We start from the raw sequence: 18,591 nt of genomic DNA on the forward strand, positions 1-18,591 counted from the left end.
GAAGCACCCGGAGCGGAGGGCCGTTCCGGCTATTGACCCCCGTCCCCTTTTCCGGATCCCGCGTGAACCTCGGAAATGCTCTAGAGTGGGGGAGTCCTGCCAGCCCCCATTGACGTCGTCTCCATGTCTGTGAACCCCTACCAGCCGCCCAGGACGGAGTTGCGGGACCGGAGTGCGTCCGCCGAATCCTGGCACGGCCGGTTCGATTGCCAGTATTGCGGGGCGACCCAGAGTTACCTTCGGCAATACTTGACGTCGCCCTTTGGACGCTGCAAAAAATGTTGCCGGCGGTTGAAGTTGAGCGCTTCGCTGCCGCAACGCCTGTTGCGGGGCGTCAGCGCGGTGCTGCTATTCGGTTTGGCCGTCACCTTTCCACAGGCCCCGCTGGTGGGCAAGTGCGTCATCGGTGCTTTGATGATGTTGCCTCCCGATTTTGCGATGGGATGGTATTGGTCACGCTTGCATCGCCGAGCCCGCGCGCCGGAAATCGGAATCGGACGGTTACTGCGATAGCCGCCTCGCCGCGGAAGGTCTCGCGGCGGCTTGTCGTTCCCTGACGTGCAGACTTCCGAAGAACACCAAATTTGTCGATCGGCCTATCAGCGCCGACGGAGCGTTTGGTAGACCGGAGACTCTCGTCCCGACGCGACTTCCCCACTTCATCGCTTGCTGGATTCATGGCAACGGATTGTCTGATCTGCCGGAGCAATTCGGACTCGTTCGGCCACGCCACCGTGCTGGGTCGATATGACGTCGAGTACTTTCGCTGCCGCGACTGTCACTTCATTCAAACGGAGACGCCGTACTGGTTGGACGCGGCCTACCGCGAAACCATCGCGGCGACCGACGTCGGCTTGATCGCCCGTCACGAGCGAGTTGCCCGGATCACCGATCGCCTGTTGCGGTTTGCCTTTCCGACCGCGGCGTGCAGCGTCGACTATCGCGGCGGCTACGGAATGTTCACGCGAATGATGCGCGACCGCGGTCACCACTGCTTTCATTTTGACGCCCATTGCCAAAACCTGTTTGCCCGTGGCTTCGAAGCGGAATTGGCCGATGGAGGTTTTGACCTGTTGTGCGCGTTGGAAGTCTTCGAACACTTGCCCGACCCGCACCAGGAAATCCAACGGCTTGATCGGCTGGCCGAGCACTGGTTGGTGTCGACCGAAGTCGTTCCGGATCCGGCGCCGCCGCCGGGCCGGTGGTGGTACTATCATCTTGAAGGTGGCCAGCACGTCAGCCTCTGGTCGGGGCGGGCCCTGCAGGCGATCGCCTGTCACTACGGGCGCACCTTGATTTCCGTTGGCGATCTGCACCTGTTTTGCCAGGGCAGCGTCAATGCCGGTTGGGTCCGTCACGTGCTGCGGGACCGATCGTCCCGCTGGCTGGACCCGTTTCGCAAACGACGATCGCTGTTGGTCGACGATGCCAAGCAGGCCGTCGCGTCGATCAAGCAAGCGGCCTGATCCGGATACCGGCGTGCCGATCGGCCGGGCCCGGCGCCCGCATGCCGTTCACAACCGCACGGGGATCCCCGCCTGGCGCATCACGCGTTTGGTTTCGGCGATCGAGTATTGGCCGAAGTGAAAGATGCTGGCCGCCAACGCCGCGCTGGCGTGACCCTTCAAGATTGCATCAGCCAGGTGTTGCGGATTCCCGGCTCCGCCGCTGGCCACCACCGGGATCGAAACGGCTTGGCTGACGGCGGCGGTAATCGGCAGATCGAACCCGTCGCAAGTTCCATCGGCATCCATGCTGGTCAGCACGATTTCGCCGGCACCCAACGCTTCCACTTCCCGGGCCCACTGGACCGCCTGGCGACCGGTGGGAGTCCGCCCGCCGTGGATGTGCACTTCCCAAAACTCTTGGCCGTCCTTTTGCACGCGTTTGGGGTCGATGTTGACCACGATGCATTGGCTGCCGAATCGGTCGGCAGCGCGGCGAATGAATTCCGGGTCCTTGCAGGCGGCCGAGTTGATCGAGACCTTGTCGCAGCCGGCGTTCAGCAAATCACGCACGTCTTCGATCGTGCGGACCCCGCCACCGACCGTCAGCGGCATGAACACACAGTCGGCGGTACGCCGCACGACGTCCAGGATGATGTCGCGTTCTTCGTGACTGGCGGTGATATCCAGGAACACCAGTTCGTCGGCCCCTTCGGCCTCGTAGCGGCTGGCCACTTGGACCGGATCACCGGCGTCGCGCAAGTTGACAAAATTGGTGCCCTTGACCACGCGTCCGCCGTGGACGTCAAGGCAGGGAATCACACGGGCTGCAAGCATCGCACTCGGTCGCAAGGGGATGAAGGGCAACGGGCGCCTAGCGGGACAGCGTTACATTGCGTGAGCCGCGTGGCGCAGGCCGCGGGTTTTCTCGCTTCAACCGGCGGCGCGAGCCTAGCCGCTCATTGCACTGCAACTCACGGTGTTTTTGATTGAAAGTGGCACTGTCCCGCTAGGTTATAGGCCACCGGCGGCCGGCTTCGAAGCCCGCTGAGGGGCCGTACACGGGCAAGACGACGCAAATCAGCGTCGCGCTCTGGCGAACGGATCGAGTGGGCATGTTTTTGCCCCCGCCAGGCGGGTGCGGCGGCTGGCTTCGACACCCAGGGCTCCAAGACGGTCCCAGGACCGCTCCCGGTTGACCGTTCGGATCACCGCGAATTTAATCTGGGACTGCGGTTGACGGCCAATCCGGCTGTTTTCCCAAACCCACCGCCCTACCCTTTCCCAGGCCCCGACGTGTCTCAAGTCGCCAAGGTTCGTAACGCCCTCATCAGTGTCAGTGACAAACTTGGTCTCGCCGATCTGGCGGCCGGTTTGCAGCGCGCCGGGGTGACGATTTACAGCACCGGAGGCACCCGACGCCACCTGGAGCAGTCCGGGGTCGAAGTCCTGGACGTGGCCGAGTACACCGGTTTCCCGGAGATGTTGGACGGCCGAGTGAAGACGTTGCACCCGAAGGTGTTCGGCGGGATCCTGGCCCGACGTGATCGCCAGGATCACATGGACGCAATCGAAGACCATCAGATCGTGCCCTTCGACCTGGTGGTGGTGAACCTGTATCCGTTCGCGGCCACGGCGTCGCGGCCGGGGGCGACGTTTGAGGCGTGTGTCGAACAGATTGACATCGGCGGACCGAGCCTGGTGCGTGCCGCCGCCAAGAACCATGAAGACGTCGCCGTAGCGACCATGCCGGAGCAATATGGCGAATTGCTGGAACAGTTGGATTCCAACGGCGGAACCACGCTGGAGTTCCGCAAACAGCTTGCCGCGGATGCATTCGACCACACGGCCGCCTACGACCGGGCAATCGCCGACTACATGCGAGGCGATTCAATCGCTGGCGAGTTCGCATCGTCGCTGCACCTCTCCTTTCGCCGCAAGAGCCAGCTTCGCTATGGCGAGAACCCGCACCAGCGCGCCGCGTTGTACGCGGATCCCACCGTTCGCGCCGCCAACCTGGTTTCGGCGCGTCAGCTGAGCGGCAAGGAGCTGTCCTACAACAACCTGTTGGATCTGGATTCCGCGTTGGAAATCGTACGCGGGTTCTCCTCGCCGGCCGTGTCGGTCATCAAGCACAACAATCCCTGTGGTGCCGCGATCGATGCGAAGCTCTCGCGCGCCTGCCGCAAGGCACTTGCCGGTGACCCGCTGAGCGCTTTCGGATCGGTGCTGGGGTTCAACAAAACCGTGGACATCGAAACCGCCGAACTGCTCTGCGAGCCGGGGCTGTTCATCGAAGCGATCGTCGCGCCGGATTTCGAAGCCGGTGCGGTCGGCCTGCTGACCACGCGGCCGCGGTGGCGCGAGAACGTTCGCTTGATGCAGGTCGGGATCCTGGATGATCCGCCACCGTCGATTCAGCGCCGATTCATCAGCGGTGGGATGTTGGTGCAGGATGCCGATCGGATGACCAGCCCGCGGATCCAATGGAAGACGGCAACCGATACCGAAGTCTCCGATGAACTGTGGGACGATCTGGCCTTCGGATGGGAGATGGTTCGGCACGTCAAAAGCAATGCCATCGTGCTGGCCAAGGACACGTCACTGATCGGCGTGGGTGCCGGCCAGATGAGCCGGGTCGACAGCGTGGAGATTGCGATTGAAAAAGCCGGCGAACGGGCCAAGGGGGCGATCCTGGCGTCGGACGCGTTTTTCCCGTTTCCCGATTCGATCGAGGCTGCCGCCGACGCGGGCATCGTGGCCGTGATCCAGCCCGGCGGTTCGCGGCGGGATGAAGAAGTCATCGAAGCGTGCGATCAGCACGATTTGCCAATGGTGCTGACCGGTCGCCGACACTTCAAACACTGATGACCATCCTTGACGAGATCCTGGTCAAGACTCGGGAGACGATCGCCCGCGAACGTGCGACGATCGCCGCCGAGGAACTTGAAGCGAAGATTGCCGACCTGCCGCCGTGCAAAGACTTTCACGCCGCGCTCGCCGCTGGCGACTCGGTCCAATTGATCGCGGAAGTCAAACGGGCCAGCCCGTCGGCCGGGTTGATCCGCGAAGACTTCGATCCGGTGCGGATTGCCCGCGCGTACGTCCAGGGCGGTGCAGCCTGCCTGAGCGTGTTGACCGATGCTCCGTTCTTTCAGGGATCGTTGCAGTACCTTCGTGAGGTCCGCGGGCAGGTGGATGTTCCGCTGTTGCGCAAGGACTTTATCGTCGATCGCTACCAACTGCTGCAGGCCCGCGACGCAGGCGCAGATTGCGTGTTGCTGATCGCCGAGTGCTTGCCCGCCGGGGAACTGTTGCGCCTGCACGATCAAGCGGCCGACTTGGGACTGCAAACGTTGATCGAGCTGTACGAACCGGAAAACCTGCCCGCGGTGTTGGCAACGGGTACCAAATTGGTTGGTGTCAACAATCGCGATCTCCGCACCTTTCAAACCACGTTGCAGCACACGTTGGACCTGTGTCCGCTGATCCCCGAAGACCGATTGATTGTCGGTGAAAGTGGCATCCGCGAACCGGCCGATCTGCAACGTCTGGCCGCCGGCGGTGTCAAAGCGGTGCTGGTCGGCGAATCGCTGATGCGTCAAGACGACATCACGGCCGCAACCCGACAGTTGCTCTCCGGTGGCGATTGAACTGGTCTCAATGGCCCGGCCGTTGAGGCGACGACTCGCCCAATCAACGCCCGCGATCGCGGAAGCTTCATTCGCGATCGGCGAGTGCTTCCAACCGATCCAAGTTGGAATCGTCTTCACCGGTCATTGCCCCTTCAGCGACCGGTCGTGATGGTTCGATGACCGCCGAGCTCGGATGATCGGGGTCTGCTTCCTTCGCGCGGGCGCCGAAGTCCTCGCCCACCAGTTCCAAGCCTGCGCTCGGTCGCTCGTGGGACATCCCCAAGGCCGCTTTCAGGTCCATCAGCAGCACGAACATCACCGGTACCAGGACCAGCGTGAAGCAGGTGGAAACGATCATCCCGCCCAGAAAAACGACCCCCAAGCCGCGATACAATTCGCTGCCGGCTCCGGGGAACAAGACCAAGGGAAGCAGCCCCAGAACCGTGGTCAGGGTGGTGATGCAGATCGGACGGATGCGAGTCCGAACGCTTTCCGGAACCGCCCGCGTTGGTGACCAATTCTCTTCCCGCATGTGAATCAGAGATTGGTGCACGATCAAGATCGCGTTGTTCACAACGGTCCCGATCAGGATGATGAAACCGAGCATCGTGAGCACATCCAGCGACTGCGGCACAAAGAAGTTCAGCAGCCACAGCCCGATGATGCCGCCCACCGCACCCAACGGGACGCTGAAGATCACCACCAGCGGGTACAGCCAGGATTCGAACAATGCCGCCATCAGCAGGTAGGTGATCAGCAAGGCAAGCAGGAAATTGAACCGCAACGCTTCCCAAGCTTGACGCAGCTTGTCGGCGGTTCCCGAGAGCGCGATGAAGTACTCACTGCCGACCACGCCTTCCTGGATCAGGGGATCGACGATCTTTTGATTGACCAGGTCCATCGCGGCTTCCAGCGGCATCTCGGCCGGCGGGCTGACCTCGATTGTGATGGCACGCAGTCGCTCGCGACGCTGGATCTGCTCCGGGCCGCTGCTGTAACGCATGTCTGCCACCGCCATCAGCGGAATCAGTTCTCCGTCTCGAGTGGCCAAGGGAAGCGACATCAGAGCCTCCGGATCGGCGACGGCGGTTTTGGAGGAGGTTTCCCGGGAACCGACGGCTGAACCTTCATCCGCGGCGTGGGTGGCCTTGATGGTGATGTCGATTTTTTCTCCGCCGACGTAGTAGTCGCCCGCGTAGGCGCCGTCGACCAGCGCGTCGACCACATAGCCCAACTGCGTCGTGTCGATTCCCATTTCCGAGGCGGCCAACAGTTTGGGCGTCAGGTGGATCTCGGGGCTGTCCAGTTCCAAGCTCGGCTGCGCCGACGCCTGTGCTCCTGGCATCCACGTTTCCACGTCGCGGAGCACGCGGGCGGCGATCTGGGACATGCGTTCCAGGTCGGGGCCGGAGATTTCAATGTCGATGGTGCGGCCGCTGGTCAATCCGCGGCCGAACAGGCTGGACTGTGCGGCGATCACCCGAACTCCCGGCAATCCCTTCCCGGCGTCGCGGACCAGCGGGATCAATTCCGCCGCGCGAGCTTCATCACGCGCGCGAAATCCCATGAACAGGTCGCGTTGGCGGATCGAGCAAAAGTAATAGTCGATGACCGGCCCGTCGGTGCCGTTGGTCGGGCCACTATCCGCGTCGACGTCCCAGTAGGGACGCAAACGATCCTCGACAATTCCGCCGATCTCGGAAAGCTCATCCAGGTTGTAACCCGGTGGCAGCGAAAACCTGGCAAACACAAAGTTGCGGTTGCCGGTCGGCAGGTATTCCACCTTGGGCCACAGCAGGTAGCTGATTCCCAGTGACAGCCCGGTCATCACCAGCGCCACCGCGATCGAGCGGATTCGGGAACGCAGGATCCACTGGTTGAACCCGACGATCGCTTGCACCAATGCCGACGCGATGTGCTGGATCCACCGCGTCAACGCGGTGGTCAGCGGTGGGCGGACGCGGCTTTCGGTTTCGATCGGTCCGGCGCCGCCGGACCAACCGCGACCGGCGAACAGGCGGGACGCCGCCGTCGGGATGACGGTGAACGAAACCAGCAGCGAAAACGCGATCCCGCAACTGATTGCCAGGGCAATGTCCCGGAACAATTGTCCGGCGGTGGCCTGGACGAAAATCACGGGCAGGAAGACGGCGATGGTGGTCAGCGTCGAAGCGACAATCGCTCCGGCGACCTCGGCGACGCCCCGTGAAGAGGCCGCCCAGGTGTTCTCGCCCAGCTGTTTTCGGCGGGTGATGTTCTCCAGAACCACGACCGCGTTGTCGACCAGCATCCCAACGGCGAAGGCCATTCCGGCCAGCGAAATCACGTTCAGCGATCGCCCCAGCAATGTCATGCACAGAAATGCCCCGGTGATGCTGATCGGGATGGCGACGGCGGCCACCAACGCACCGCGGGCATAGCGAAAACCTGCCAGGAGAATCAGCGCCAGCGTCGCGGCGTAAAACCAGGGGGACACGTAGACCGACGCGATGGCGGTCGCGGCAATCGCGATGCTGCTCAAGATCGTGGGCGGTCCAAGGTGCAGGAACAGCATCAAGACGATGATCGTCGCTGCGCTGCCGATCAGCATGTTTTGAACGACCAGGTCGATGGCCGATTCGATGTACTCGGTTTCGTCGTAGTACTGGAACAGCTCCAAGCCTTCGCGTTTCAGAAAGCCTTCGTTGAGTTCCTGCTCGGCTTTTCGCAATCCGTCCATGACTTGCAACACGTTCGCCCCGGTCACCCGGGCCACGCTGATGCCGATGCTCTCGGTTCCGTAACGGCGTGAGATGCTGTCGCGGTCCTTGAACCCCAATTTGATTTCGGCAACATCGCCCACGTAGACGCGGGTGTTCCCCTCGGACACGAGTAGCTGGCGGGCGACCTGTTCCGGACTCCGGAATTGCCCCAGCGTGCGGATCACCCAGCTGCGTTTCCCCTGGAAAACGTCGCCGGCGGTCGTGTCGCTGTTTTGCCGATTGAGGGCTTCGCGAACTTGGGCGATGGTGATCTGGCGCGATGCCAACTTTTCCGGGTCGACGATCACCTGCAGTTCTTCTTCGCGGCCGCCGCGCGTTTCCGCATCCGCAACACCTGGGACACGTTCCAGCCGCGGCTCCACAAAGTTCTCGGAAAACTTTCGAAGCTTCTCCAGATCGATCGGGGGTGGCCGCAACGATTCCAATTCGGGATGCGCGGCGAGATGCTCGTCCAGGCAGTTTTGCAGGCGAAAGACCCGCAGCGCCGAATTGCTGGCTCGGCGTGCCGGTTCCAACAGTTCGGCGATCGCCGGATGGGCGGTCTGGAACTCTGCGATCGCTTGCTCGGTTGGCGGGCGTGGGGTGAGCGCAAATCGGGCGATCGGTCGGTCACCCACATCGGACGCTTCGATCACCGGCTCGCCCGCGTCCAGCGGGTATTCGCGAACCTGCTGCAATCGCGTGTTCACGCGAGCCAACGCGTCATCGATGTTCGTCCCGATCTCGAATTCCAGCGTCAGTTCGGCTGCGGAAACTCGGCAGTTAGAAGACAACTTGACCAGCCCTTCGACCCCCTGCAGCTGTTCCTCCTGCTCCAACACGATTTCCCGCTCGATCTCCTGCGGGCTGGCGCCGGGCCAGCTGGTTTCGATCGTCAGCACCGGGTTTTGAACCTCGGGGACCAACTGTTTGGGGATCAGTCCCAGCGAAAGCGTGCCGAACAGGGCCGCCAGGATGGCGCCGACGTAGACTTTGACCGGGTTTCGAATCAGCAGATCGAACACGCGTTTCATCCGTCGCTGACGGACGCCTCCACGTTTTGCCCGGGGGTCAAACCTTCATTGCCTCGCGTGACAACCAAATCGCCTTCACGCAGGTCGCCGGTGACGGCAATCCAGCCTTCGTTGGCTACGCCGATCGTCACCGGCACTTCTCGAACCGTGCCGGCGACGGTGCCTTGCGGTTGGCCATCACCCGCGGCCGCATTGCTGCCCGCCGCCGTATCGATCACAAACACGGTTTGACGTGTTTGATCCAGTACCAACGCGTCGGTGGGGACGAACAATGCCGGGGCTTCCGGCCCGACCGGCAGGTATGCCCGGACGATCATGCCGGAGAGCAGGATCGGGATGCCGTCACGGATGGGATTGCGATCGACCTGCAACAGAACTGGAAACGTACGCGCGCGGGTGTCCGCCGCGGGGACCACCTGATTCAGGACGCCGATCAATAATTCGGCGGGATGCTGGCTGCACTTGATGCGCACCTCCTGGCCGACGACCAACGCGGCAACCTGTTCCGCCGGTACCGCGACTTCCACTTGGACCCGATCGAGTTCGATCAGCTCCACCACCGGATCACCCGAACTGAGCCAGGCGCCGTCTTGCGTGTGTTCGGCCGTGATGTACCCGTCAAACGGTGCCCGGAGCGTGTGTTTCGAAAGGCGGTCGCGGAGCAACCGCACCTGTTCTCGTTGCAGATCCAGCCGCGCCTGGGCTTGTGCGACCTGCTCGACCCGCGGTCCGGCAACAAGTCGTTGGTAAGCGATCTCGGCGGCCTGGAAAAGTTGTTCGCTCGACTCGGCTTCCGCCGTGGCCACGTCGATCTCTTCCTGAGACGCGGCGTTGGAATTGAGCAGTTGGCGGGCGCGGTTGAGCTGGTTGGATGCGCGGCGGGCGATTGCCGCTGCCGCCTGCATTTTTGCCTTGGCCTCGGCGATGTCTTCGGCCCGCGAACCGGCTTCCAATTCCGCAAGTTGTTGCTCCGCCAAGCGGAATTCAGCTTTGGCAGCATTCAGTTCCACCCGGACGACTTTGGATTGCAACTCCGCGATTCGGTCGCCTTGTGAAACCCGTTGCCCACGCCTGGCCAGCAGGGAGTCCACTCGGCCGGCGACGGCGCAGCCGATGGTCGTCTTGCGGATGGGGATCACGGTGCCCAGAAACTGCGAAGACGCTCCGGCCGAAGCGTATCGGACCGGTTTGGCTGTGACCGGTGCCGCGTCGTCCTGGCCCACCACAGGCGAAGGGTCAAACAACGTTGCGGTGAGAATCGCAATTGAGAGAACCGCCGCTGTCTGGCAGCGTTGGAACAGCGGTACCGTTGGACGCATCTTCATACGGGGATCTCATGACGAATCGGCGAAGGCGTTGCGCGCACGATTCGAAGCGGGCGGGATGGGCAACCGGACATTGCGGGGCGGGCGTGGTGGGACGAACGGATCAAGTGATCCGTGCTCGCACGGCCGCTGGCGGGACCATGCATGATACCTCGCTCCGCGGCCGCACGCTCCCATCATCTGGCCCATCATCTGGGAAGATGCCTCGTCGACCCGCTTTCAAACCTTTGGGGCCAAATCGGCGTGGAACCGAGCGCCCGGTCATCCACCGGGGGCGGCTGCCCCCGATCCAGCGATCTATCCTGATCCCGCGATACCCCGATCCGGCGATTGACAAGCGTCCCGCTGCCAATGGCCGCTGCGGGGCGGGACGGGATCCGTCGAAGGAACGTGATTTGCAGCCTTGACCCTCGTTCGTCGGCTGCACGGCGCCTCGGGTGGGCCCAATTTCGATTTCGCCCGTCCAGTGCTATGATGACGCGCGTGCGGCCGCGCAGACTGTCGGCCGCGAATCCGTTCTTCCCTGATGATGAACGGCACCTGCTTCCAAGCGAGTCGGTCGATCAGAAGAGTTTGATCCGACCAACCACTCCCCAAAGGACCCCTGAAATGCATCGTTGCTTGCTGGTGATCACCGCCGTCTTTTCGATGTCGCTGATGACCTACGCACAAGAGAATTCGGAACCACAAAAACCTGGTGATGACATCGCTCAAGAAAACCCGATCGGCTACTTCCTCGGCGTCTCCATGGGGCAGCAGTTGCTCCAGCAAGGATTGAAAGCGGAAGACTTTGACACCGCGGCGATGGCAGCCGGCGTTGCCGACGCGCTGAAACGAAACAAGCTGGCCCTGTCCAACGAACAGCTGCAAGCGGCCCAGGTGCAACTCCAAAAGATGCTGACCGGTCGGCACGAGGAGATGGCCGCCGAGATTCAAAAGAAGGCCAAAGAAAACAAGGAAAAGGGCGCCTTGTGGCTGGAGCAGAACAAGAAGAAGGAAGGGGTCAAGGAATTGGCCGGTGGGCTGCAGTACAAGGAGCTCAAGAGCGGCGACGGTCCCAAGCCCTCTCAGTCGGACACGGTCAGGGTGCATTACACCGGCCGGTTGATCAACGGTGACGTGTTCGACAGCAGTGTGGAACGCGGTGAGCCGACGGAGTTTGTCGTCGGTCAGGTGATCAAGGGCTGGCAGATGGCGCTTCAGGAAATGAACGTCGGCGACAAGTGGATGTTGTTCATTCCACCGGAGCTGGCCTACGGTGATCGTGGCAGCCCGGGAGCGATCGGACCGAACGAAGTCCTGGTGTTTGAAGTCGAACTGCTGGACATCATCTGATCGCTCGCGTTCGATCCTCAGGAAAAACCGCAAGGCATTGGCCTCAGCAAAACCGCAAGGCACGGGGAGCATCTCTCCGTGCCTTTTTTCTTGCGCCTGGCCTTCCTGTTGCGCTCGACGACGTCGCGTTTCGCTGGTGGCGGCCGTCGCCCTGTAGCCGCCGTCGCCCTGTAGCCGCCGTCGCCAGACGGCGGAGAGGCGTCGCCAGACAGCGGAGAGGCGTCGCCAGACGGCGGACAACGACGCTCTGGCCAGCGTCGCAACAGATTTCCAGACAATTCCTAGCAGCCGCTGCAACCCGCGCAGGCTCCTTCACCGGTCCCACAGCCGCTCTGGTCGGTACCACACGCCGGCCCGCAACCGGCGGAGATCAGTTCGGCCAAATGGTTGGTCCGCACGATCGATTCGTATTCGGCGGCCACCCGGTCGGCGATCTCCTGGGCAACCGGGTCCAGATGGCCGACAAAGTGCAGCACCAGCGTGCCACCGTCGAACAGCTGGTCGACATCCAGCAAGGTGGCACCGCAGTTGGCCTCTTGAAGACGTCGTCGGCAGGACTCGATCGCATCGCGTTTATACCGTTCCAGTCGTCGGACCAGCAGCTCGTCGGACACCGTGGTGGGGCGCAGGATTCGGTAGCGGGGGCCGAGAGCATCCCCGCCCGGCGGCGACAAAGACGGACCGGTGCGGCGACATTCCGAAGCGACTTCCGCGATTTCGACTCCCCGGGGCGAACGCACCACGACACGACGACCCCGTTCCAGGGGTGCCAGGGCTGAGCCCAGCCGGATCTCGCCGAGCGAACCGATGCGGAGGAAATAGTGCTTCACGCAAGATCCCGAGGTGGGGGGACAGCCGTTTTCCCGGCATGCCGATGGCGACGTCCCGGCTTGCCGTTGGCGGCGGGGCAGACGACCATGTTGAACGATTTGTCACTCTCTGGCAAATTGCCCCTCTGGACACCCGCGGACGCACCGACGTCCCCCGAACACCGATTCCCGCTAGGCTCGCGACATGGCGACTGATTTGACCGCCCCCCAACCCGCCGCCCCCCGGCCCACCGAAACCCTTCCTTTCGATGACTGGGCTGATCGGATTCTGCGCGGCGGCGAACTGACGCGGGAGGAAGCCCGCCAAATCCTAGCCAGCTCCGATCGCGACCTTCTGGCCCTGCTTGCGGCGGGCTTCCGGCTGCGCGAAAAGTACTTTGGCAAAACGGTGCAGTTGTACTTTCTGATGAATGCCAAGAGCGGTCTGTGTCCGGAGGACTGTCACTACTGCAGCCAGTCCAAAATCTCCACGGCGCCGGTGCCCAAGTACAACATCCTCAAACGCGACGCGTTGCTGGATGCTGCCCGATTGGCCTCCGAGCGGGGAGCGAAAACCTATTGCCTGGTGATCTCCGCCCGCGGACCCAACGAACGCGAGATGAACGCGGTGGAGCAGATCGTTCCGGAAATCAAGTCGAAATACGATCTGGACATTTGCGCCTGCCTGGGGCTGCTGTCACGCGAGCAGGCCGATCGATTGAAAGCTTGCGGTGTGGACCGGGTCAACCACAACTTGAACACCGGTGAAGACTATTACGGCCAGATCTGTTCGACGCACAGCTACGCCGACCGCGTGCAAACGTTGCGACACGTCCGTGATGCCGGAATGGAGATGTGCAGCGGTGGCATCATCGGCATGGGCGAATCGCACGACGACATCGTTTCGATGGCATTCGATCTGAAAGAGTTGGGCGTGCAGTCGATCCCATTGAACTTCCTGAACTCCATCGACGGCACGCCGCTGCAAGGCAAGCAGGATCTGTCGCCGCAGGACTGCTTACGGGCCCTGGCGATGTTCCGTTTCGTCAATCCCAGTCGTGAGTTGAGGATCAGTGGAGGCCGCGAAATTCATCTGCGGTCGTTGCAACCACTGGGCCTGTACGTCGCCAACAGCGTCTTCGTCGGGGACTATCTGACCACCAAGGGACAGGCCCCCGAGGAAGATTATCAAATGATCCGCGATCTGGGATTTGACGTGACCACGTCGGTCGGCGAGTGAGTGTGCCGGCCAACCCGAAAACGCGACATTTAGCCGTGGGGCGGCGTCACGGCGTGCAGCCCCTGATCGGCGATCGCACCGCTAAAGTCGCGGCAGCGATCGGATCGAAGCGGCTGAACGCGCGGGTCACTGCTTGGCGTCTGCCGTGATGCCTTTCCAGTCGTCGGTGCGGAACGGGGTCAGCGGCAATCCCTCAGCGCTCTGGACGTTGCACACAGGGTTGTCCGCCCAGGCGTAGCGAACGGCAGCCGGCTCTTGAATCTGGTCGCTCCAAACCTCGACCGTGTCTTTCCCGGTGATCTTGGCGTCGGCTTCGACAAACGTCTGGTCCGCACCTGCGATCGTGAAGCCGATCGGTTGGTTGACGTCGAAAGTGTCCAGTCCGCCACCGACGTGATCGAAGTGCAGCACCACCTTGTTGTCTTTCACCTCCATGGATTCGTAGGTCGGGCTGCGATACGGGATGTCGTATCCGTAGTCTCGGGCGAGTGCCCAACGGGCCAGGCGTTTGCCGACGTCCTGCTTGTTCTTGGGGTGGATGTCCGACGCTTCGCCCAGGTTCACGATGACCGCTTCGCCGGTGTTGTCCAGTTTCGACATCGTCATCGTCTGCGCTTCCCGCAATTCGGCCCAACTGCTGCCGCCGGGAGAATCCGCCTCGTCGCGGAAATCTGCCAATTGGACCCAGTAGAATGGGAAGTCGTCCTGTCCCCAGTCGTCTCGCCAGTTCTGAATCATCAGCGGGAACAGTTCGCGGTACTGATACGCGCGTCCCGCATTGCTTTCACCCTGGTACCAGATGACGCCGCGGATGGTGTAACCCAGCACGGGGTACAGCACGCCGTTGTACAGGTTGGCCGGTCGGTGTTGATTGACCAGCGGGTTGCTGGGGGCTCGCGGGCGTCCACCTTTGCGATCCGCCTGCCACTGCTTCAGCTTTTCGCGGTACTGGTCCATTGCCGCTTCGTGATCGTACGTCGCTTCGACGTCGCGCCACTTCGCCAGCAGTTCGTCAAACGTCCCGGCGTTTTGCAACACGTCACGCCGCACCCAGGCCTCGGCCGAGGATCCGCCCCAGGCGTTATCGATCAACCCCACGGGAACGCCGAGCGTCTGGTGAAGCTGGCGACCGAAAAAGTAGCCGACGGCCGAAAAGTCACGTACCGACTCCGGCGTCGCCGGTTGCCATTGTCCTTCAAAGCTTGGTTGCGGCTCCTGTGTTCCGATCCGGGGCACCGTGATCAACCGCAGTTCGGGAAAGTCCGCCGCCAGCGACTCCAGGTCAGCGTCGTTGGACTGCGACACGGCCCACTGCATGTTGGACTGGCCGCTGCAAATCCAGACCTCGCCAATCAAAACGTCTTTGATCGTGCGTTGATCGCTTCCCGAGACGATCGACAACTCATGGGGGCCGCCCGCTTCCATCGCCGGAAGTTGGACATCAAATCGTCCGTCGGTATCGGTGGTCGCCGACTCGGTGGCATCTCCGATCGAAACCTTGACCTCACTGTCGGGAGCGGTCCAGCCCCAAATATGGATCGGCTTTTGGCGTTGCAACACCATCGCGTCTCCGAACACGGAGCTCATTCGGATTTCGGCAAGTGCGGGTGTCCAGGCAAGGGCAGACAGCAGAAGTGCCAAGCAGGCCTTTCTCATGATGGGTCTCCGGTAGCAAAGGCGGGAAGGAGAAAGTGGGTGGGAAAGTGTCGCGCGGGAAGGGCCGCACGAAGGGAGCGTATGATAGCCAACGTCGCGCTTTCACGTGGGCGGCAGATTCGTGGCCCAGATTCATGGCGACGATTCGCATGGCGGAGTCCGATTCCGAACTCATTCCCGTCACGATTCGCATCGCCGGGGCCACGAAAAAACCCGATGCCGCAAATGGGCGGCATCGGGCTTCTGTTCGATCGATTCGGTGGAAACCGGAATCAGATGTTGGTGTCCGCGTCGGGCTTGGGAGCCGGCGGCGCGTCGCCTTCGGGAGCTGCGTCGCTGGCGCTTTCGACCGGCTCAGAAGCTTCTTCACCGCTGTCGTCGCCCGAAGCAGCAGCGGCACCAGCAGCAGCGCCGGCAGCAGCCGGTGCAGCCATGGTTTGAACGCTGCCCGGCACCAGGGTTTCGCCCGGCGCCAAGTCGAAGCCTTCACTGCTGGCAGCCGGAGCAGCCATTGCCGGAGCGGCTCCACCACAGCAAGGTGCCGGGGCGGGAGCGGGTGCTTCGCCACAGCACGGTGCCGGTTCCGGAGCGCCACAGCACGGTGCCGGTTCCGGAGTGCCACAGCAGGGTTCCGGAGCGGGTTCGCAGCAGGTCGGCTCGGGAGCGCAGCAGCTGCGACGTGCCTTCAGCTTGGCGAACAGGTGACCGAACAACTTCGGTCGGCTGTGTCCGCCACAGGTCGGGGCCGGTTCGCAGCAAGGTGCCGGTGCCGGAGCGGGCTCGCAGCAAGGTGCCGGAGCCGGAGCGGGCTCGCAGCAGACCGGCTCGGGAGCGGGCTCACAGCACGCCGGTTCCGGTGCAGCGCAGCTGTGCTTCGCTTTAAGGTGACCGAACAATCCGCGAATGTGAGCCATCTTCTTGGCATGATGCTTCGCGAAAAATCCACCACCACAGTTGCCAGCGTATGCCGGCGTGTCATTCATGGCGAGAGCCGCACCCACCAAAAGTGCGAACGCGGCGATCCCGCTGACCACAGTCCGATTCATTGTTTTCTCCCAAGTGTTTCGGAGTTTTGGTGCGATCCTGTCCGCACGCTTGACAAATCCAGAAGCCATCTCCAGGCTCCCCCGCAGGATCCGAAGTCGGTGACCATCACCGACAGTTCCGAACACGCAAGATAGGCGTTTTACGGAATATTTGCGGCCCACGTGAATTCGTGGATAAAGTAACTTTCGCGCTTGCGGTGTCAATCGTACGCAGCGGGCCTGTCCGACAGATTTTGTGGCGCCCAAATCGCGTTGATCTCTGGTCGGCCGAATCGACGGACGGTGACCGCAAATCGACCAGATACCCGCCAAACACGGGTGAAATGCCGACTTAGAGAGCTTTGACGACGACCAGTGACCGGACGACGTACCCGCCAAACGTGGCGGTTTGCCACACCCGGTTCACCCGGACGGGTGGTTTTTGGTCGCTGGAAAAGATTGCCTATTTTTCCAGATTTGCGTCGCATTGGAGGAAAAGGAGGGTTTGGCGGGTTAGCGACTCTTGGAATCCGTGTCCTCCAACGCTTCGGTCAGCTTGGTTTCCATCTGATTTCCGTCTTCGAAATCGATCTCCATCGGAGGTTGATCCTGTCCCTGGTCGATGGTGAATCCGCTGATCCGCCAGCCTTCGGTCTCGCGTCGCAGAGTCCAGACGACTTCATAGCGAACCAGATCCCCGGGCTCGACCGGTTCAGACAGGAAGGTGTGGACCCAAACGGCGTCTTCCTGGTTGGGAACGGGATAAGCCTGCAGGACTTCAAACCGCGTGTCCGGCGATCCGGGGAACTGCAAGGGACGTCCGATCCGCGTCATTTCCTGTTGAGCGAGCTTGGTCAACAGATCGTTCGCCGAAGCATCCTTGCCACCGCGTCGCACCCGATCCAGAAACTGACTGACGATCTCCGCGGGGGCCAACGTGTCGCTGTCGTTACCCGAGGCTTGTTCGCCGATCGTCGCGGTGCGGGATGTGTCTGCGGAGTCGCCTCCGCAACCGCTCAGCAGGATTGTCGTCGCGAGGACCAAGACCAGGCGTTTGGCAACGAACAGGGGTTCGGCAAACACAAGTTTAGCGAACCGGCTAGCGAACCGATTGGCGAGCGGTGGCTGGTTGCCGATGCGTCGGGCCGACACCGATGGTGGGGCGGATCCGCCGCGGACGCCGCCTGCCGGACGGTTGGGGTTCATGAGAGGGAGATCGTTCATCGCTGGGTGCTGGATGACTGGAGTCGTTTGGATTGTCGGGCCGTGGGTGGCAGCCCGGGTTGGCCGAGGGCGCTCGCCGGGTGCCGCTGTCCGCATTGCGGCCTCGCGTGTTGAAGATCGGGGGCTGGCCACCGGGGGCGTCAGAGTGTCCGATCCGTCAGCGCACGAGCAACGCGCCGAGTGCCAAAGGGGGCCGTACCAAACCCTGCGGATCGTCGTCAACGTTGAAAACGAATCGGTTGCGTTCGGCGGACGGTCGGCGGCGGGGAAATTGCCGCCGACGTCCTGGTGGACTCGGCTATCGCTGAAGGCCTGATTGCCGCAAAATACCGTTGGACGTTTCGTCTGATCCTCCCGGGACCTGCCCGCGATTTCTCCCTGCAATGTCGAATGTGCGATGGCTGCCAGTGCAAACGTGATCGAAGTTGACTCGGAGCGGATCGATTTAAAGAATCGACCGCTGGCCGCGCTGCTGGCTTGGCTGCTGCCCGGCGCCGGACATTTCTACCAGGGGCGCTATACCAAGGGCAGTTTGTACTTGGTGTGCATTCTGACCACCTGGATCATCGGATTTGCCTTGGGCGGTGGCCACGTGGTGTACGCCTCGTGGCAGCCCGGTGACAAACGCTGGCATTATTTTCTACAGGCCGGCGTGGGGGCTGCGGCGCTGCCGGCATTGCTGCAGGGCAACCAGATGCGTCGGATGACGGTCGACGGGGTCACGTCCCCGGGTTATGAACCGATGTGGGGCGGGTTCATGGCCCCGCCCAACCGGCCCGTGATCGAGGACCGCACCGATGAGGTATCGGCTTGGTACGCGACTTACGGCGCCGGTTATGAAATGGGAACCTGGTACACCATGATCGCCGGGCTGTTGAATATCCTGGTCATCTACGACGCTTATGCCGGACCGCTCGCGGTGCCAATCAGCGGTCGCAAGAAGAAAGACGCGGAGGAATCACCGGGAAACGGTGGCTCGGGAAGAAGTGCCTCGGAAAGCGGGGGGGGCGGGTCGGACCCGCCGGGCGAAGCGGAGGCGGTCGGTTCAGCCGCCCAGACGTGATGCTTCCCGTTGTGATGCCGTCAGACGTCCTGCCCAGCCGGCGTCCGTCCTGGCAAGCC

14 protein-coding genes are annotated in these 18,591 nt (G+C 62.3%); 7 read left to right on the top strand and 7 right to left on the bottom strand.

Annotated elements, in window-relative coordinates; all coding sequences use genetic code 11:
* Nucleotides 1–123 precede the first annotated feature (123 nt).
* Both FYK55_RS13430 and FYK55_RS13435 read left to right on the top strand, forming a co-directional pair.
* Entirely contained in the window at nt 124–513 is a 390-nt protein-coding gene (locus tag FYK55_RS13430) for a hypothetical protein (protein WP_150076949.1), read from the top strand.
* A 164-nt stretch (nt 514–677) separates the two neighbouring features.
* Nucleotides 678–1,466 (top strand): class I SAM-dependent methyltransferase, encoded by a 789-nt coding sequence (locus tag FYK55_RS13435; RefSeq protein ID WP_150076950.1) that lies wholly within the window; start codon nt 678–680, stop codon nt 1,464–1,466.
* A gap of 48 nt (nt 1,467–1,514) precedes the next feature.
* Here the strand turns inward: FYK55_RS13435 and hisF are convergent, their stop codons facing one another.
* Nucleotides 1,515–2,282, bottom strand: a complete 768-nt coding sequence (gene hisF / locus FYK55_RS13440) for an imidazole glycerol phosphate synthase subunit HisF (RefSeq protein ID WP_150076951.1) — start codon at nt 2,280–2,282, stop codon at nt 1,515–1,517.
* 459 nt (nt 2,283–2,741) lie between these two features.
* Here hisF and purH point away from each other — a divergent pair, with 459 nt between their 5' ends.
* Together purH and trpC are read left to right on the top strand one after the other, a co-directional pair.
* Nucleotides 2,742–4,313, top strand: a complete 1,572-nt coding sequence (gene purH / locus FYK55_RS13445; protein WP_150076952.1) for a bifunctional phosphoribosylaminoimidazolecarboxamide formyltransferase/IMP cyclohydrolase — start codon at nt 2,742–2,744, stop codon at nt 4,311–4,313.
* Nucleotides 4,313–5,098, top strand: a complete 786-nt coding sequence (gene trpC / locus FYK55_RS13450) for an indole-3-glycerol phosphate synthase TrpC (RefSeq protein WP_150076953.1) — start codon at nt 4,313–4,315, stop codon at nt 5,096–5,098. The genes purH and trpC overlap by 1 nt, the downstream gene beginning before the upstream one ends.
* Before the next feature lie 67 nt (nt 5,099–5,165).
* On the opposite strand, the gene FYK55_RS13455 is transcribed toward trpC, so the two are convergent.
* Both FYK55_RS13455 and FYK55_RS13460 read right to left on the bottom strand, forming a co-directional pair.
* Nucleotides 5,166–8,846: an efflux RND transporter permease subunit gene (locus FYK55_RS13455; RefSeq protein ID WP_201743713.1), complete on the bottom strand. Its 3,681-nt coding sequence runs from the start codon at nt 8,844–8,846 to the stop codon at nt 5,166–5,168.
* A gap of 5 nt (nt 8,847–8,851) precedes the next feature.
* Nucleotides 8,852–10,180 carry an efflux RND transporter periplasmic adaptor subunit gene (locus tag FYK55_RS13460; protein ID WP_150076955.1) on the bottom strand — a complete coding sequence of 443 codons (1,329 nt, stop codon included), beginning with the start codon at nt 10,178–10,180 and terminating at the stop codon, nt 8,852–8,854.
* A 609-nt stretch (nt 10,181–10,789) separates the two neighbouring features.
* On the opposite strand from FYK55_RS13460, the gene FYK55_RS13465 reads away from it, so the two are divergent.
* Nucleotides 10,790–11,515, top strand: a complete 726-nt coding sequence (locus FYK55_RS13465; RefSeq protein ID WP_235908671.1) for an FKBP-type peptidyl-prolyl cis-trans isomerase — start codon at nt 10,790–10,792, stop codon at nt 11,513–11,515.
* Nucleotides 11,516–11,796: 281 nt separating this feature from the next.
* Here FYK55_RS13465 and FYK55_RS13470 read toward each other — a convergent pair whose 3' ends face one another.
* Nucleotides 11,797–12,345, bottom strand: a complete 549-nt coding sequence (locus tag FYK55_RS13470) for a hypothetical protein (RefSeq protein WP_150076956.1) — start codon at nt 12,343–12,345, stop codon at nt 11,797–11,799.
* Nucleotides 12,346–12,529: 184 nt separating this feature from the next.
* Between FYK55_RS13470 and bioB the strand changes: the two genes are divergently transcribed.
* A complete protein-coding gene (gene bioB, locus FYK55_RS13475) occupies nt 12,530–13,564 on the top strand; it encodes a biotin synthase BioB (RefSeq protein WP_150076957.1) in 1,035 nt (344 codons plus the stop codon).
* A gap of 126 nt (nt 13,565–13,690) precedes the next feature.
* Here the strand turns inward: bioB and FYK55_RS13480 are convergent, their stop codons facing one another.
* The 3 genes from FYK55_RS13480 to FYK55_RS13490 all read right to left on the bottom strand — a co-directional run bounded on the left by FYK55_RS13480 (nt 13,691) and on the right by FYK55_RS13490 (nt 17,451).
* Nucleotides 13,691–15,151 carry a sialate O-acetylesterase gene (locus FYK55_RS13480; protein ID WP_235908672.1) on the bottom strand — a complete coding sequence of 487 codons (1,461 nt, stop codon included), beginning with the start codon at nt 15,149–15,151 and terminating at the stop codon, nt 13,691–13,693.
* Nucleotides 15,152–15,492: 341 nt separating this feature from the next.
* Nucleotides 15,493–15,732, bottom strand: coding sequence for a hypothetical protein (locus FYK55_RS13485; protein WP_150076959.1), 240 nt, complete (start codon nt 15,730–15,732; stop codon nt 15,493–15,495).
* A gap of 1,026 nt (nt 15,733–16,758) precedes the next feature.
* Complete coding sequence (locus FYK55_RS13490; protein ID WP_150076960.1) at nt 16,759–17,451, bottom strand: hypothetical protein; 693 nt, start codon at nt 17,449–17,451, stop codon at nt 16,759–16,761.
* 415 nt (nt 17,452–17,866) lie between these two features.
* Between FYK55_RS13490 and FYK55_RS13495 the strand changes: the two genes are divergently transcribed.
* Nucleotides 17,867–18,532 carry a DUF6677 family protein gene (locus FYK55_RS13495; RefSeq protein WP_235908674.1) on the top strand — a complete coding sequence of 222 codons (666 nt, stop codon included), beginning with the start codon at nt 17,867–17,869 and terminating at the stop codon, nt 18,530–18,532.
* The last annotated feature ends 59 nt before the right edge of the window (nt 18,533–18,591 follow it).

This window comes from Roseiconus nitratireducens (assembly GCF_008629675.1).
In the GTDB taxonomy this organism is placed as follows: domain Bacteria; phylum Planctomycetota; class Planctomycetia; order Pirellulales; family Pirellulaceae; genus Stieleria; species Stieleria nitratireducens.

Bases quoted from the DNA above. Each gene is read 5' to 3' on its own strand.
- FYK55_RS13465 (WP_235908671.1), top strand. From the start codon at position 10,790: ATGCATCGTTGCTTGCTGGTGATCACCGCCGTCTTTTCGATGTCGCTG.
- FYK55_RS13435 (WP_150076950.1), top strand. From the start codon at position 678: ATGGCAACGGATTGTCTGATCTGCCGGAGCAATTCGGACTCGTTCGGC.
- bioB (WP_150076957.1), top strand. From the start codon at position 12,530: ATGGCGACTGATTTGACCGCCCCCCAACCCGCCGCCCCCCGGCCCACC.
- FYK55_RS13460 (WP_150076955.1), bottom strand. From the start codon at position 10,180: ATGAAGATGCGTCCAACGGTACCGCTGTTCCAACGCTGCCAGACAGCG.
- FYK55_RS13480 (WP_235908672.1), bottom strand. From the start codon at position 15,151: ATGAGCTCCGTGTTCGGAGACGCGATGGTGTTGCAACGCCAAAAGCCG.
- FYK55_RS13495 (WP_235908674.1), top strand. From the start codon at position 17,867: ATGGCTGCCAGTGCAAACGTGATCGAAGTTGACTCGGAGCGGATCGAT.
- FYK55_RS13490 (WP_150076960.1), bottom strand. From the start codon at position 17,451: ATGAACCCCAACCGTCCGGCAGGCGGCGTCCGCGGCGGATCCGCCCCA.
- trpC (WP_150076953.1), top strand. From the start codon at position 4,313: ATGACCATCCTTGACGAGATCCTGGTCAAGACTCGGGAGACGATCGCC.
- hisF (WP_150076951.1), bottom strand. From the start codon at position 2,282: ATGCTTGCAGCCCGTGTGATTCCCTGCCTTGACGTCCACGGCGGACGC.
- FYK55_RS13485 (WP_150076959.1), bottom strand. From the start codon at position 15,732: ATGGCTGCTCCGGCTGCCAGCAGTGAAGGCTTCGACTTGGCGCCGGGC.
- FYK55_RS13430 (WP_150076949.1), top strand. From the start codon at position 124: ATGTCTGTGAACCCCTACCAGCCGCCCAGGACGGAGTTGCGGGACCGG.